This is a genomic window from Ekhidna algicida (genome assembly GCF_051379705.1).
Lineage (GTDB): Bacteria > Bacteroidota > Bacteroidia > Cytophagales > Cyclobacteriaceae > Ekhidna.
Window position 1 is genome coordinate 968,588 of sequence record NZ_CP179868.1, and the last position, 17,985, is coordinate 986,572.

The 17,985-nt window shown below is 40.7% G+C and carries 4 protein-coding genes; 2 read left to right on the plus strand and 2 right to left on the minus strand.

What is annotated here, in order from left to right; translation table 11 throughout:
• Positions 1–56 precede the first annotated feature (56 nt).
• Positions 57–2,438 (plus strand): ABC transporter permease, encoded by a 2,382-nt coding sequence (locus ACL8WY_RS04130; RefSeq protein ID WP_436517155.1) that lies wholly within the window; start codon positions 57–59, stop codon positions 2,436–2,438.
• Positions 2,439–2,486: 48 nt separating this feature from the next.
• Here ACL8WY_RS04130 and ACL8WY_RS04135 read toward each other — a convergent pair whose 3' ends face one another.
• Positions 2,487–4,649, minus strand: coding sequence for a glutamine synthetase III family protein (locus tag ACL8WY_RS04135; protein WP_436517156.1), 2,163 nt, complete (start codon positions 4,647–4,649; stop codon positions 2,487–2,489).
• A gap of 137 nt (positions 4,650–4,786) precedes the next feature.
• Between ACL8WY_RS04135 and ACL8WY_RS04140 the strand changes: the two genes are divergently transcribed.
• Positions 4,787–5,485: a 16S rRNA (uracil(1498)-N(3))-methyltransferase gene (locus ACL8WY_RS04140; protein WP_436517157.1), complete on the plus strand. Its 699-nt coding sequence runs from the start codon at positions 4,787–4,789 to the stop codon at positions 5,483–5,485.
• Here the strand turns inward: ACL8WY_RS04140 and ACL8WY_RS04145 are convergent, their stop codons facing one another.
• Positions 5,486–17,869, minus strand: coding sequence for a LamG-like jellyroll fold domain-containing protein (locus ACL8WY_RS04145; protein ID WP_436517158.1), 12,384 nt, complete (start codon positions 17,867–17,869; stop codon positions 5,486–5,488).
• Between the last annotated feature and the right edge of the window lie 116 nt (positions 17,870–17,985).

The following is a 17,985-nucleotide window of genomic DNA, read 5'->3' on the forward strand; positions in this document are numbered from 1 at the left end:
TTGCGGTCGGCCACCCAAATGATTTAAATTAGGAAAGTCAAAAAACTCAAATTACGATGCTAAAGAATTACTTTATGGTGGCGATTCGCCACCTTAAGCGCCAACCTGGCTATGCGCTCCTTAATATCCTTGGACTAACGATTGGGATAGCCTCTGCCCTTTTGATTATTCTATATCTAAATCAGGAAACGAGCTACGATAAACATCAAGTCAATGCTGACAATATTTACCGAATATCTGCGGACATCACCGAGCCGGACAATGCCTTCAGATGGGCGGTAAGTCAGCCTCCACTCGGTAGTACTGTGAACACAGAGTTCCAGGAAGTCATCCAGTTTACACGCTTTGCTGGCGGTGGAAATACCCGATTCAGACTTAATGATCGAAACTACGAAGCAGAAGACATGTATCTGGTAGACTCAACGGTCTTTGAGGTCTTCACTTTCAATTTCATTCAGGGAGATCCCGAAACAGCTCTTGATGCACCGAACAGTATCGTTCTGAATCAAACGCTTGCGGAAAGAATATTCAAAGGAGAAAACCCGTTAGGTCAACTGTTGGAAGCTGAACGGTTCTCTTACAAGGTAACGGGTGTTTATGAAGACGTACCTATCACTTCTCATATTCGACCCGATGCGATGGCATCTTTCAGCACCAACGAGCGATACGCAAACTCGCAAAGCTGGGGAGGATTTGGCCTTTACACATATGTGGCTTTGAATGAAGGTGTAGATCCTGCATATGTAGAACAGCGATTGAACGAAGAGATAATTCCTAAGTATGTAGCCACTGTTTTTGATCAGTTTGATATAAAAGTGAAGTACGAGATGATCAACATTCAGGATATTCACTTGTACTCAGATTTTGAAGGAGAACCGACCGCACTCGGGAATATCGATTATGTATACATTTTTCTTGCGGTGGCAATTTTTCTTGTATTGATAGCTTGTATCAACTACATGAACCTGGCAACAGCTAGATCGATGCGTAGGTCTTTAGAGGTGGGAATCCGTAAAGTAATGGGCGCCTTTCGTGCTGCACTGATTCGTCAATTTATTGTTGAGTCAGTCTTGATAGCACTTGTTTCTATGATCATAAGCATACTGCTACTGCTTATTGCCGTACCAGTGATTAATGCGTCCGTGGGTACCACACTTATGCTGAGCGATTTGATGTCTCAAAAAATTCTTCTCACGCTATTAGGAATATTAATCTTCACCGGACTTGTTAGCGGATCGTATCCTGCATTTTATCTTTCTGGATTTAGCCCAATAAAAGCAATAAAAGGAGGTGCCGGAAGCAAGCGCACGGGTAATGTGTGGTTGCGAAGAATTCTCGTAGGAATTCAGTTTTCAATATCAATTTTCATGCTCATTGGTACAATGATTATCTATCAGCAAATGCAATTTGTGCGCAATGCGGATCTGGGTTTCACTAAAGAGCGGGTGGTTAATTTTACGTTGAATAGGAGCACCAGCGAAAGATGGGAAGCCTTCCGAACTCAACTTCTTCAAAATCCAAACATAACCGAGGCTGCAACAGCCACAAATGTGCCTGGAAATGGGTTTGGAAAGAACGTAATGCAAGTTGAAACAAACGAAGGAGTCATGGAAGATTATGGTGTTGATTGGTATGGTGTAGATTACGATTACCTCAGTGTATTGGGAATTGAAATTGTTGCTGGTAGAGGGTTTTCGAGGGATTTCCTCAGCGATACTGCGACTTCTGTGATGGTGAATGAATCTATGGTTGAACGAATGGGCTGGAGTGACCCTATCGGTATGCGCTTTCAGTTTGACCAGGATAGTACCATCTTTCATAAGGTAATTGGCGTAGTGAAAGATTTTCATCACCGTTCGCTTTATAATCCAATTGAGGCATTTATGATCTTTCCTAACCTAAATAATAGGCAGGCAATGGTGAGAATAGATGGTGACCTGGAAGAAGGTATAGCCCATATGGAAGCGTCATGGGCTGAGCTATTCCCTAATGTACCGCTGGAATATCAATTTCTAGATCAAAATTTTATGGAAGACTATGAGAGTGATCAACTTAGAGGTCAGCTATTCCTTGGATTTGCTTTAATGATGATCATCATCTCCGGACTGGGTTTATTAGGGCTTGCTTCTTTTACTGCAGAGCAACGCACGAAAGAACTCAGCGTAAGGAAAGTTTTAGGAGCAGACGTGAAAGGGCTGGTTTTGTTACTGGTCAAAGACTTTATCTGGCTGGTGCTTGTTGGAGCTTTGCCAGCATTTATCATTGGATACAAGATCATGAATAACTGGCTTAGTGATTTCGAGTACCATACAGAAATCAACTTTATGATTTTCATTTTGGTGCTGCTGATTGTAGGTGTTTTCGTTATGCTGACAACTGGTTTTCAAGCCTACAAGGCTGCGACAGCCAATCCATCCGATAACTTAAAATATGAATAAAATAAAAAGCCCCGACTCTGTCGGGGCTTTTATATTCATTGAGGTTCTTTATCTCAAAAATAATAGCTCTCTATACTTTGGTAGCGGCCAATCTTCATCATCTACCAAGAGCTCTAGCTTATCTACAGCATACCTTAGTGGCTCAAAGTACTTGTCTTTGACATTATCACAATACTCAAAGGCCTTCTCTCTCACGTCTTCAAGCTTATTGATACGTTTCCTCTCCTGAGTCATCTCGTGCGATAGCTTTCTTACATTATTGATGTGGGTTGAAACCTCTTCAATGGTCTTTTTGATTTCAGTAGCATCTAAGCCCAAATCATTTAAACCCTTCGCATTTTGAATCAATTTAGTCTGATACTTAGTGGCTGTTGGGATGATCATATTACTAGCAATGTCTCCCATCATTCTGGATTCTATCTGCACTTTCATCACGTAGTTTTCCAAACGAATTTCATGTCGAGCTTCAATCTCAATCTTCGACATTACTTTATGCTTTTCATAAAGCTTAATTGCCTTTTCAGTAACAGAAAAGTCAAGGGCACGAGGTGTAGTAGGCTCATTAGCAAGCTTTCGCTTGGCAGCTTCTTTCACCCATTCATCAGAATATCCATCGCCTTCGAATCGAACTGGCTTGGATTCTTTGATATAGTCTCTCAATACATCTATGATGGCCAAGCGTTTTTCTCGTCCTCCATCGATTAATTTGGACACTTTCTTGTGGAAGTCAGATAGTTGCTCTGCCATGATGGTATTCAATACCATCATTGGGTCTGAGACATTTGCATCAGATCCGACCGCTCTGAACTCAAATTTATTCCCGGTAAATGCAAATGGAGAAGTACGGTTTCTATCAGTATTATCCAAAATGATGGATGGAATTTGATCGATACCAAGTTTCATATACAGGTTTTCACCTTTTTCTACCATCACATCTCCTGACTTTTCGAGCTTGTCAAGTACTTTAGTTAAAGTAGAACCTATAAATACTGATATGATAGCTGGTGGTGCTTCATTTGCACCTAATCTGAAATCATTTCCTGCAGAAGAAATACTAGATCTGAGCTGATCAGCATACTCATGCACCGCTTTAATAGTAGTTACGAAGAAGGTTAAAAACTGAAGGTTTTCTTTCGGACTACTGCTTGGCTGATAGAGATTTATACCCGTATCAGTAACAAGAGACCAGTTGTTGTGCTTTCCACTTCCATTCAATTCAGCAAATGGTTTTTCATGAAAGAGCACTCTCAAATCATGTTTATTAGCAACTTTTTCCATCACATCTTTCAATAGCTGATTATGATCAGTTGCTTCGTTTACAGCACCATACATCGGAGCAGCTTCATACTGAGCTGGAGCTACCTCATTGTGTCTGGTCATTAAAGGAATACCTAGTCTATGTGCTTCAATTTCATATTCCTTCATGAAGTCATAGATTCTTGTTGGAATCGTACCAAAGTAATGATCATCCAACTGCTGTCCCCTAGCGGGGTTGTGTCCAAAAAGTGTTCTACCACCCATTACCAAGTCAGGGCGTGCGTTGTATAGCGCTTTATCTACTACGAAATATTCTTGCTCCCAACCAAGTGAAGCACTTACTTTAGAAACATTTCTATCAAATAACCTGCAGACTTTAACTGCCGCTTTATCTACTGCCTCAAGTGCCTTCAATAAAGGAGCTTTGTGATCAAGCGCTTCTCCCGTATAAGCAACAAAGATGGTAGGAATACACAATGTCTTTCCATAAATAAAAATGGGTGAAGATGGATCCCATGCTGTATAACCTCTAGCTTCAAACGTACTTCTAATTCCTCCATTTGGAAATGAAGATGCATCTGGCTCTTGCTGAACTAGCGCCTCAGCTTTGAAGTTTTCAATTCCTTTGCTCGGGTCAAAAAATGAATCGTGCTTTTCAGCGGTTGCTCCGGTAAGTGGCTGAAACCAGTGCGTATAGTGAGTTACACCTCGATCCATTGCCCAATTCTTCACAGCTGCTGCTACTGCATCTGCGGTTTTAATATCAATTTTCTTCCGGTTTTTGATACAATCAGTTACTCTCTTGAAGACATCAGGTGAAAGAGCTGTCTGCATTTGTGCCTTGGTGAAGGCCATTTCTCCAAAATAATCAGAGATGCGTTTTGAAGGTGCCTTTACGTCAACCTTCTTTCTTTTTTGAACTAAATTAAGTGCTTGGTGCCTGAGTTGTGCCATGGTTTATAATTTTCCGCAAATTTCGGTAGTCAAAAATACGCATTTCATACATATTAATAATAAATAGGTTCATTTTTTAACCATTATTTAATCATTTTACGTAAAAATGATAATTTTCAATAGCAAATAGACTTTAAATGGCCATTTTTTATCAAAATCATATTCAAGAGGGTGAAAATTTCCTTTCAGAGGAAGAGTCTAAGCATTGCGCTCAAGTTTTAAGGCATCAAAAAGGAGACGAAATTTTAGTTTTTGATGGAAATGGAGGTGAACACCGTTCAGTTTTGACCCAGATCAACAAAAAATCATGTGCCTTTAACGTTATTGAGTCAATTCACAATTCAAAGAAACGATTCAAAACTCATTTAGCCATTGCTCCTACAAAAAATGCCGATAGAATCGAATGGTTGATTGAGAAGCTATGTGAGATTGGTGTAGACGAAGTGACATTTATCCTATCTAAGCATAGTGAGCGGAAAAAACTGCGTTTAGATAGATTAGAAAAGAAAGCCATCAGTGCAATGAAGCAAAGTAGGAATCCCTTTCTATTGAAACTTAATGAATTGACGCCTCTTGACTCATTCCTTGCTCAAAATGATGCTGAGATCAAGTTGATTGCTCATGTGGATGATTCACATCGTTACATCTCAGAATCATTGTATGACAATAGATCCGTTGCTATCCTGATTGGTCCCGAGGGAGACTTTAGCCTGGATGAAGTACAACTAGCGAAATCTCACGGCTTTGAAACTATTTCACTCGGACAAAATACACTGCGAACAGAAACAGCAGGCTTTGTGGCCTGCTGTTTAGTTAATTCTGCGAATACGTATTGATTACCTGATTATTATTTTCTGTCGCTGAATCTGATCTCCCTGAGTCACGATCATATAATAAATGCCAGGTACCATATTTAAGGTCGGCTCAACTCTTTCGTCAAAATCCAATGAGTTATTGAGAATTCGTTGGTAATGAGTTTTTCCAGTTTGATCAATCAATCGTATACTAATTGGAGTATTACTATCTCCTGATGCAATTCTTAATCGAAGATTATCTGCGGTTGCTGGGTTAGGATACACCGTGATATCCATGCTTGCACGATGATAGTCATTATACACTTTTACAATCTCATATAGCGTCTCTGCACCATCGAAATCCACTTGTTTTAATTGATAGTAATTATCTCCAAGAACCGGATCTGAGTGAGTCATTGAATATTCAATTAATTCATTAGTGGTTCCATTTCCTTGAACTATTCCAATTGATGTAAACTCAATTCCATCAATTGAATGAAGTACCTCAAAATAATCGTTATTCAATTCGCTAACGGTAGCCCACGACAATCTCACTTTGTTATCCTTAGCTTCTGCGCTAAAGTCCAAAAGTTCGACTGGTAAGAGGGTCTCGGGCGCATACCCAAGTGCTACTTGACGAGTGCTGAAGAAAATGGTGTTCTCAGATGTTACCGTTCCTGCAGTTGTAGATCCTGATACTTGTCCGCCTTGATTCTCCCATCTATTTTCTACCGCATCCCCATCCAGAGCAGCTTCATCATCCCACCATACTAATCGAATGCTAGCGGTATTGGCAAAGCCATTGTGTGATCCATAAGTAGCTCTTACTTGTGCCGTATTCGAGCCTGCGCTCGTAATCTCCCAACGATCGGTATTTTCAACTCGAATCAGCGCATTGAAACCAGATCCTGGGTCGCTGTTATCAAAAGATGAGCTCAGATAGCTACCTGTTGTAGCCGTAAAATATTCAGCAGTCCAATCATCACCTCCAACACCTACATTTACAACCGAGGCGGGCGCATATCTGGCCGACTTCCCAATTGGAAATTCAAAGGTAGATGTGGCTGCAATATCTTCTTTAGCCAAAGGTCCTGTAACATAACTAGCAGAACTTGCTCCTGTCCAGCTACCACTTGAGGTTAGTGTAAGTGTTTCTGTAGATGTGGTATTCACCAAACCATCAGTTAGTGTAAGTACACCAGCAACCTCTGCATCACCACTATTGATCGTTACACCTGCTCCTGAGTTATTAATTGTTAAGTCATCAAAACCAGCTGCGCTTGTAAAGTCTCCATCAATCAGTTGCTCGGTCGTTCCGTTTAAGACAATATCGGTTCCATTCCAATTAAGTGTACCTCCGGATAAAGTCACGTCATCTGAAATATTTATATCCGTATTTGTGGCACCAGTGAATGAGCCGCCCGACATTTCAAAATCTCCAGTCAAATCAATCTGAGATCCATTTGAAAGTGTAACTGTGCCTGCCTGTATATTTAATAAATCATCGTCTGCATCTCCAATTGAATATGTTAGCCCTGAATTAAGCACAACTGTAGGGCCATTTATTTCAAGTGTATCACATATTGAAATCAGGTTATTTGGTAATGTTCGTGATCCGGATCCCTCGAGAATCACCTTCCTGATTTGTGAAACACCAGTCAAGACATTGTATGAAGATGTACCGGAGTATTGAAGGGCTCCTCCGGAACATTGGAAGAAATCTGTATACTCACCTGTTGGCAACAGTTCATTATCCTCTAACACAATTGTACCAGATCCTGTTACTGTTCCCAAACGTACACCAGTCGTCCCTGCAGGTACTCTCAAAATCGCACCTGCTTCTATTTCAGTTGCATATAACCTGATATTGTCAAGATTTAAGGTAAGATCATCTCCACTTCTGACAATGATCTGAGCTCCAACTGGCCCAACACCATCAGTAACATTTGGACCATTTATTGTATTCCAATTTACGGCAACACTGTAGTTGCCTGATCCAACGAGTGAAGTTTCATATTGTGCTAGCTGATCGGGGATTGCTCCTTCAATATCTGCATTTATGCCATCTGAACTACCTGCTCCTGCGGTGTAATCTCCAGTAATTTCATTCGCAGTGAATGTATTGAGAGGAACCTGGAATGTCTCACTAGCACCTAAGAATAAGGTTGGAGCAAACTTGTCCCAGTTGATATCATTTGCAAGAAGTCTTGCTGAAATGAAGTTTGCCGTGTCCGTCTGAATGTTTGTGATATCACCATGATCATAAAAGAATGTCGCTGTACCATCTGCGTTTGTTATAGTTTCAGCAACCACTATCCAGTGATATTGAAGTACATTTTGAGTATCATCTATTTCCGGATCTGCCACTGTTCCAGGCTCAGCATCGTCAATAATAGTAGGATGGCGTTCATTGGCTGGCCTTACTCGTATAGATCCGCTTGTGGTTCCGGCATCCAGTTCAAATTGGACCGGAGTGTACTTCAACTCTCCAACCGGGAAGAATACGGTAGTATCCGCTGCAACACCATAGAAATCAATCTTAAGTCCATTATCTGTAAATGAACTATTCGTTTGAACCATATTATTCACATTGAAGGTACTGACTTCTGTAATTGGTGCGCCGGCAACTATGGTTACTAAACTACCGCCGATATTAAATACACCACCATTTAGTCTTAATTCCTGAGTTATATTGAAATTATAGCCGTTTCCATCTGGAATATCTACTCCATTTAAGTTGCTGATGGTTATTGTACCGATATCAATCGTGTTGTTGGACAAACCGCTAAGCTCTTGATTTGCGTTTCCATTAAATACCAGTCCATTACCGCCTGTATTGACTAATGTGCTCTCAATGAAAGCATCATTATTCAGGTTTATTTCATTCGCTCCGATATCTAACGTACCTGCAGTCAACATCAAATCATTATCAATATCAAGACTCACACTAGAGGTGGTGGTTCCTGCTCCATTTTTTCGAAGATCAAATATTGTGAAAGTTCCGGATCCTGAAACCAATTGTGCTCCGGAACCAGCTAGAATAGTTTCTGTTGATGTATTCGTATATGTACCATTGTTAATGAAATTACCATTCAAGGTCAGGTCAAAACTATTGGCCAAAAGTGCTTGGTTTGAATTGATTGTCAGGTCATTTACCTCGAGATTCTGATTAAATAATCGCACATCCGGTAGATCAATACTATTTGCAATTGTCAAGTTATTTAAAGGAATTGCTGAGCTTATATTGAAGAAATTAGATCCATAATCAGCACCTAAATTCTCAAATAGGGTTATGGTGGAGCCAGTAAGATCGAAAGTTGTAGGATTTAGCCTAAGGGAAAGATTTGCATCTCCTGTAACTCCTCTTTCAATATTGAAGGTACCTCCTGTAAGCGTGAATTCACTTCCACTGTTTAACACTTCGAATGCTCCTCTTGTATTGTTATCAGCAACGTCTGTTGCAATATCTACATCTCCTCCCGTTTGACGGTACTGCAAAATCCCATTCAAGGCTGTTAATGTTCTACGCACCTGACCTCCTATGTTTAGGGTACCTACTGAAACGTCTATCAATGCACTACCTGAACTTGAATATTCAATATCGGTAGACGTCAAGGTTGCTGAGCCTCCATTAATTCTAAGTAGTCCATCCAGAATGATATTCGCTCCGGTTGAGCTGACTGAACCTTGAGTCACTTCAAGTCCCGCACTTCCTGGAATATCAAAATCGGAATTGTCTGCTAGTTCAAGTGTAAGTCCTGAGTTGTTTAAAATTAATTTTCCGTTTTGAAGTTCGATGGATTGAGGTGAAGTAGTATTGTCACCCATGATATCTAAATCTGTATCTATACTGAAGATATTAGTCGTATCTAATCCTTTATTAACAACCAATCGATATAGCTCAACCGGCATGCCGTCACCATTTTCAATGGCAGCAACACCGCTTCCCGAAACCTCAAGAATTGCCGAGGATGTACTAGCGTTGTAAAGATCAAAAGAAAGACCCTGATCAAGGTTTATTCCACGGTTGACTCTTAGGATATGCTCATCCGCACCAGCATCAATTACAGAAACCGCACTAGAGTTATTGCTTGTCAAGACTAAAGAGTCGCATTCGAATGTAACATTAGATCCAACTGCACCGCCTGCAGATGTACCAAAATAAAGTTCTCCGCCTTGATTTAGGCCAATTCTTGCCGTACCATTTATGGTGAAGTCCTGATCGAGAAAAAGATCTGCATTGCTATCTACGACTAAACCAGAAGCTGTCACAGGTTGTGAAAAGCTCACGTCATTATTACCAAAAACTCTTAGCGTAGGAAATTCGAATCTATCTGTACCTTGAATAGTTTTACCACTGCCTGTGGTTCTAAAGAACCAACCATTGTCTGGGTCTTCGTTGAATTCATTGAAATCAGCATTTATTACTCCAAAAGTGGCCGTAGTTACTACATTTTGAAACATAGTACCTCTTCCGGTTACTCTTTCGGCATTCAAGGTGGCATTGCTATTTACACGAATCCTTGTATCAATATTATTTAGTGCATTTGCAGCAGGATTCTGATCATAGATAATTTCAGCAACTGTAATTGTGGTATTGTCAATTTGAACATCATGTCGAGTGGTATTTATTATCGTACATGGATTGCAAGTAGATAAATCAAGGTTTGTAGCACCATATCCCATAACTACTACATCACTACTACTATTTTCGCCAGGATAACTAGAGGCTGAAGTTCCTTCGTGTCTAAGCACATCATCATTGGACCAAGCAAGATTATCCACCCAACTTGATACGCCTCCCCCTCCAGAAGCTGTACTTCTTCTAGAATAAAACACGGTAACACTTCCTGCAAATGCGGCAGCTTCTCCAGCAGTATAATTGGCAGCTTTTAGTGTGTCTTCAGTCGCGGCGAAGGTAAAATTAATAACATCGGTACCGTCATTGACATCAGTTACACTTCCAACTGCTGTTCTGGTATATGAATCCCCATCACCATCTTCATCTACTCCGTCTTCAACAAAACCAGGTTGCAAGTCAGCTTCGGTTCCAGTGACGTCATCATCAGCTGCATTGTCTATATAAGTAAAATCGTAGCTATTGATTCGTGGTAGGTTTGCAAAATCACTATATCCTACTTTCCAATAGTAATTGAGGTAATCTAATACGGCCACATCATCATCGATGGTTCCAAGTTTAGAATTCACCGGATTAACTCTCACATATCCAACATCATTATTAGTAGTATCTAAATCTGCCACCAATGGCGTATAGAAGCCTGTTATACCGAATGGATAAGTAATGGATTCGTCATCATCAAAAAGGAATTCCAATCCTCCATCCGTTGGATTACCATCAGTAAGGAAGTATAGGTCTGTTCCAAAAGTCCCGGTTGTTTCAACTGGTGTGTTAAGTGTTACTTTATTAACTCCAATATCTATTATTCCGTCATTCAATTCAAGTGAATCGAAACCTACATCACCACCACTTAAAGTGATATTCGAATTGTTATCAATAAGAGCATCGTACACAAAACCACCAGTAGTTGAGGTTATGGTTTGCGCAACGGTTTCTCCCTCACCTAGCATATATAATACGCCGGTACTACCAGAGGAACCTAAAGTATCTCCCAGATTTAGGTCTCCATCCAATTGAATATCGAATGTACCTATGTCAAAATTTCCATTTGCTACACTTAGGTAATGCTCAACCTCAAACAAGGTGTCATATCCATTGATCACAGTAACAGGTACAAATTCATTGGTCTTATTTATCACTAAACTGTCAAGTACTACCGGTATATCTTGAATTTGTATATCTATCTGAGACGTTCCTGATCCCTCAATAGTGATAGTCATATCTGTAAAATCAACCAATGCACTATCTCTCAAAATAAGATTACCGGTTATGTTTACATCATTTCCATCAAAGTCCACCTGCGTGGTGTCAATACCACCAACATTACCAATAGTGAGGTCATTTAGGATGTTTATCGGTTGATTTGGTAGATCAACACCATCTGGAGCTACTCCTCCTGAATTGCCTCCGGTGATCATGACTTTAGAATCAGGATCTACATCATTGGCACTTTGAAGGATGTTTAGATTATAAAATGGTACCGAAGAGGTAATATAAGTAGTGTCATTTTCTGTACCCACCATATCTAAGGTTACAGTTCCACCTGTCACTGTTTGGTTTTCCGTCGCTGCATTTAAGAAGATTCCTTTCAATCCTGTTGGCGCACTATTACCTGGAGAAACATTCAATTCTCCTCCAGTCATCGTGAAACTACATGTTTCATAGGTTAAGCTGAATGTGTAATAGTCCGCTTGCGAACCACTTCCCGTTAAATTAACGATTCCGCCTGTCTGTGTCCACGAGCCGTCGTTTCCTGCTCCAAGTGCGGAAGTCCTGAAATGCCCCATATCTATAGTTCCACCATGCACCTCCCAGAAACCTGAGTTTCTTAATACTGTACCAACGCCTAAATCAAGTGTGCCGGCATTCATAACTAAACTACCATATGTCACTATCCATCGATCTCCAACAACATTTCCACCATCAATTACTAGAGATGCACCTTCAGATATATTGTAGTTTCCACCATCTACCAGTTCTCCAATTTGGATATTGCTTCCTATTTCTACTGTTCCATAAATTAATCCGAGTACGTTATCGTTACTCGCGAGTTGGGCGATCGACCCATGCCCCTCACTTGCATATCCATAGAGTGCAAAATACGAAGCGTCATCTGCGGATAGAGATACCTTATAAGTGTCGTCTACGCCTTTGTTTATTTCTATTCGATAAAAGGCTGTACTATTTTGAAGATCTACGATTTGATCTTGTGTTGGGCTCACAAAATTCACATCTACAATTCCATTCAATGCTTCTGTGGTGTAGTCAGCTGATGTTCGATTGGTAAACTCTACAACACCTTGATTGGTGAAATCACCATATAGATTGAATTCATGGCGCGACTGAGTTGCTCCAACTTCAAATCCTCCATTAGCCTCTACTAATACATCTCCACGTACTTCATTAACTAAACTGTCTGCAACACTATTGCTTCCAAACTGATACACACCTTGGGTTACGGTCATGTTACCATATACCCAAATTGAGTCTGCAGATTGTTCAACCTCATTGGCGAGGTTGTCAAGGTTGATTACTAGATTATTATAGCTCCTTTTTGAATCAAGAGATAGTCCGGATCCGTAATATTCTACAGTTCCTCCTTCCGATGCTGAATAAAATAAAGTGTCGATAGCAGACGGATAATTATCTACACCAGATGCTCCTGAAAGCCTCAACGTGCCATTACCAAGCATATAAGTAAAGGTGTGACTTCCAGTAGATGCTAAATCGAGACTACCAATAATTTCTGCCCGTTCTACAAGAATTCCATTAATATCTGAAGTGATGCTACGGCCACTTTTTATAACTACCGTATCTCCTTCGGACGGAACCTCACTACTAGGGTTTAGATATAATGGAGAGATCGCTCCATCCAGTGTCCAGTTACCTGGATCAGACCAATTACCTGATAGGTAACTATACCAAATATTAGACTCAGGTGCTGATGTGGTGAATGTGAAATACAACCCATCTGTCAAATCGATAGTTACAATTCTATTACTTCCTGAAACCGTTAGGCTTTGTTCGATAACTCCTGTTGTAAATGTTGGATCTGAAGAAAGTAGAATGGTGTTTAATGAGGTGAAAATCCCAGAGTTAGGCAGAGCTAATACAATAGATCCCGGATTATTTAACTCATGAACTTCCCAAACTCTTTCGAGTCGTGCATTGGTTTCTGCTTTGTAATCTTCTGTAATGGTGTAAGCTCCACCATCATTGGTTATTAATGAGTATTGCAGGTCGTCAAAAGCTGTTGGACGAGATGTATTATCTGTTGTAAAATCATCGGTTGTTGCAATTTTTATTGAATCATAAGGAGACTTGGCAACCTTTTGATCTAATTGGGTACGAACATCATACCCTAATCCAAGAAGTCCATTCATGTAACCACTGCTTGCGGTGGCATCCAAAATGATAGATCCTTCAGATGCAACTATGTTGTGAGCCACTGGCAGGGCATACTTAACGGCTAGATAACTTTCCAGCATTTCTCTGTCAGCGTCTGACAATGCTTCATCATAAACAATAACCTCAGAGATCAACCCATCAAAACCATTGGCACTAGCTACGTCATCACCAATCGAATAATTGTAAGCAGTACTTGCTGCTGCGCTCACCGCACCTACTTCGAATGAGGTGCCATTTTGATATACTGTCGCGGGTCCTGCGCCTTCAGGATGTACAACTGAGATTAGCTGTGCAGTATCTTTAATAATATTGGCAGGTGATGCAAAAGCTAAACCGGCATATGATGCATCATTCAAAGTAAGATCTGTGGTAGCATCAAACTCTATCAATACTCCACCTGAAGAAACTCCACTTCTATCCTCTGCGACTATAAGGTATGAGAGGCTGTCTGTTCCTGTAGACAGGGTTCCTTGCATACGATCGCCAGCTGTTGAGAATTGTATGGCTGGGTTAAAGTTGATTCCTGAACTGGTAATTGTTGGATCGTTTTCAGGAGATGTCGCATCATTGCTGTTTCCTGACTGATCGCCCCAATCATCAACTGTGAGCTCTGAATCTGCTTTTAGCCATATCTGGAGACCGTTATTAACACCACCTGGTGATACCGAATTGGCAAACGTAAAATAGTCACCATCTGCAAAATCTCTATTAACAAAATAATATCCTCCGGACTGAGAAAGGCTTACTTCAGTCACACCTGAACTAAATGTAGAGTCTGCTGATACCAAAAGTACATTGAAGTTTGCTGCAACCGTATCAGAAATAGCTACATATACTGATCCGGGATTATTGGTCTCACTGACCTTCCATTTTCTGCCAAGTCTATTGCCGTTAAACGATCGGTAACTTGAATCTGAGGCTACCGAGCCGTTATTTGAAGAGACAAAGAAATATTGACCTGTGGATAGTGAAGTACTCCTTGAGGAATTGGAACCGTCAAAATCTTGTTCTAAGGCTATCACAAGATTATCAAATTCGCTTCTTGCTACCTTTTGGTTTAACTCCAATACTTCTTCTCGCGCAAGTGCAACAATGTTGTTATCGAAATTATTATCTGCTGAAATATCGAAGATGGTTGTTCCATCCGGAGCACGATAATTATGTCCTAGCAACGCTCCATATTTTATAGACAGATAAGTTTCAATGCATTCAATCTCTGTCTGAGTCAATGCTCCTTGATACACCATAAATTCGGCAATATCTCCTGTGAATTCATTACCTCCAGTTGCGTCATCAGCGATTACATAATGATATGTGTCAGCCGTTAGTGTATTGTCAACATCGTATCCAGTCTCGAATACACTGCCATTTTCGTATATATCTGAAATGGTACTCGTTGGATTAACGATGGAATAAATAACCGTTGTATCCTCTAATGTGCGTGATGTAAAATCGCCACCTTCATTGTACCTGGTTTCGAAAAAGTAAGTTCTGGTAGTTGAGTTGCTGGCTGCACCAGCTCTATAAGTATCAAACCAGGTATCTATTCCGCTAGCCGGATCTGTGTTTTTGCCTACAATAATGAATGTAGCTCCATCCTGAGTGCTCGTATAGCTCCCAGTCAATGGCCGATCATCATTGCTAAAGGAAATCGCAGGATTGAAATTGAAGGCATCGCTATTTAATGCTCCAGGATCCTCAGCTTGTATATTACCCGAAAGTGCTGCCTCTCCATCAAACTCTGAATCATCGTCATTCGCGTCATTACCATTACCACTCTGATCTGCCCAATTGGTTACATCAAAGCCACTGGTTGTCACCCCGGCATCAGCTTTTAACCAAACCAATAAATCCGGATTTTCTAAAACCTCCTTCACTGTGAAAGTGAAATATTCACCGTCTGCAAAGTCATAGCTTACTGAATTGTAATTTCCTAAAGTTGAAACGACTGTTTGTGTTACTCCTGTAGTGAAGGTTGGATCAGTTGAAACTAATAGTGAATCAAACTCATACAACGAAGTAGGCATTCCCAGGAAGATAGAGCCAACCGTACCACTTTCATTTACTTTCCACACACGATTTAGACGTAAATCTCCATCGGTTGTAGTCGCGCCAAAATTCCCTGAATTGTTCGAAACGAAAAAGAATGAATCATCTCCTAAGACAGTAGATCTCCCTTCATTTACAGATGTGTAATCTTCTTCCAAGGCAATAACCAAGGAGTCATTTTCAGCTCTAGCAACATTCTGAACAAGGCCGGAGGTTATATCAGTACCAAGTCCAATAATTTGATTCTCATACCCATCATTAACAGCTGAATTATCAACGTCAAAAATTAGGGTACCATCGCTTCTCAAATAGTCATGAGAAAGGCTTAATCCATATTTAATTGCCAGGTATGATTCTACTTGCTCTCGTTCTGCGGGAAATAGAGTTCCGTCAAAAGCAATGATTTCGTTAATCGTTCCCGAAAAGGTATTACCACCATCATCATCATCACCAAGTGTGTAATTATAGGTTCCGGCTGAGCTGTTTCCAACAGTTGTGTAGCTGCTTTCAAATGATGCTCCATCCTGATACAAATCAGCGGTAGTCCCTGAAGGATGGTCTATGCTAATTATTGTAGAAGCATTTTTAGTAATGTTTGCTGAAAAGGCACCACCACCAGCATAAGCATTATCCAGAAGAAAATGACTCTGTCCACCTGAGTTGAACTCAAATAATGCTCCACCCGAGTTTGCCGAGCTATTATCGGTATAAACAGATAAAAATGTGAGGTTATTATTTGTGGTAACAACTGTTCCTTGAAGTGATGTCGCGTCACCGTCAAAAACAGCTCCAGGATTAAAATTTGTACTATTTGTCTGGAGTTCGGCAAGTGCAGAAGGGTCTGTCGCATCATTGCCATTTGATGTCTGATCTCTCCAGTCATCGATAGCGTTTCCAGTGGTCTCCATGCCTTTATCAGCTTGAAGCCATAATCTCAAATTGTTGCTTACCCCGCCTGGCGAGCTTGCTCCGTAAGCTAGCGTGAAGTATTGCTCGCTATCGTCTGTTGTGGCGTCTGTTACAGTAAAGGAAATTTGATCACCATTTACTGTTGGTGTAAGACCCAGGTTTGTGAAATCTCCACTGGTAGCTGTTCGTTTATATAAGTCGAAATCACCAATGCCAGAAAGTCCCAGATCACCAAGGTCAAATGTTATTGTCACATCAAATCCTGCATTTGAAGCTCCTTCCGTCTTCTCCACCTTCCAAATTCGTGTTACTCGTGTCTTATCTGCATCCGGTACATCAGCGAATGTGTTGGAAGTAGCAGCTCCATCATGTCCGGCAAAAATCCACTCGTCAGCATCAAATGTTGTAGTGCTGGTTCCTGCTACACCACTTAAATAAAGGCCTCCTCCTGTTCCTTCAGATGCCATATGGTTGCTTGCTCCAAGATTGCCAATTCCGATAACATCTTCGAGGTAACCGGCACCAACATAATGATCAGCAGTTAAAATGTCTAGCGCATATCTAGCGTTTAGATAATTCAATAAGACGGTGTATTCAGCATCGTTCAATACATCGGTGAAGACAATGAACTCTGCAATCTGGCCATCATAATCCTGACCAGTATCTGATGATCCTAATCTGTGTGGACCATTGGCTGTGTTGGTTCCATCATATCCTATATCTGTGACTGTAACAGATTCTCCAAAGGTGCTATTGTGATAAATCCATGTTGAATCTCCAATTGGGTCAAAGCCAAATCTGGCAATATGAAATTGGTCATCTACGAAAAAATTATCAATACCAGTTCCTTCGGAAGAAACTTCATCAAAAGTGTCCCCGTCCGCGCCATCATTTCTTACAAAAACCTGTACATCGTTTGGTTCATTGTTATCCGCGGCTCCTCCGGACCCACCTTGAGTAACCATTGATAAGAATGAACTGTTACCACCGTTTGCTGGAAACTGAGAGATATAGCCAGAATTGGTCCCGTTTTGAAATATGATTATGACGTCTCCAGGCCTTACTGGATCATTACTATTAAGTCCGAAATATGAGGCTGTTGAAGATCCCTCCAATTCGCCAATCACACCCGTGTTAACTTCCGTTAAGTTTATTGTTGGTCGATTGTTGAGGCCTGTCGCATTGAATGGAAATTGTGCACCATCCTGCGTTGCATAATCGTTCCCATTTCCACTTATATCTCCCCAGTTGGTAACATAATTTGAACCATCAACTGAAACAAGTGAATCGGCCCGCAACCATAATAATAGCGAATCTGTAGTTGAGCTACTGGAGCCTACTCCGCCCGGCCCGGATTGTGCTACGGTGGAAAGCGAAAAAATGATCGATAGCAATGCTATTGTAAAACGTGGAAATCTCATACTGTGGTAGTACACTTTAAGGTCTTGAAACTGAAAATTACCAAAACATTAGTGTGTTTTAAACAAACTTTCGTTTAACCGCCTGAAGTATTCTAAGAAGGGAAGAATATTTATAT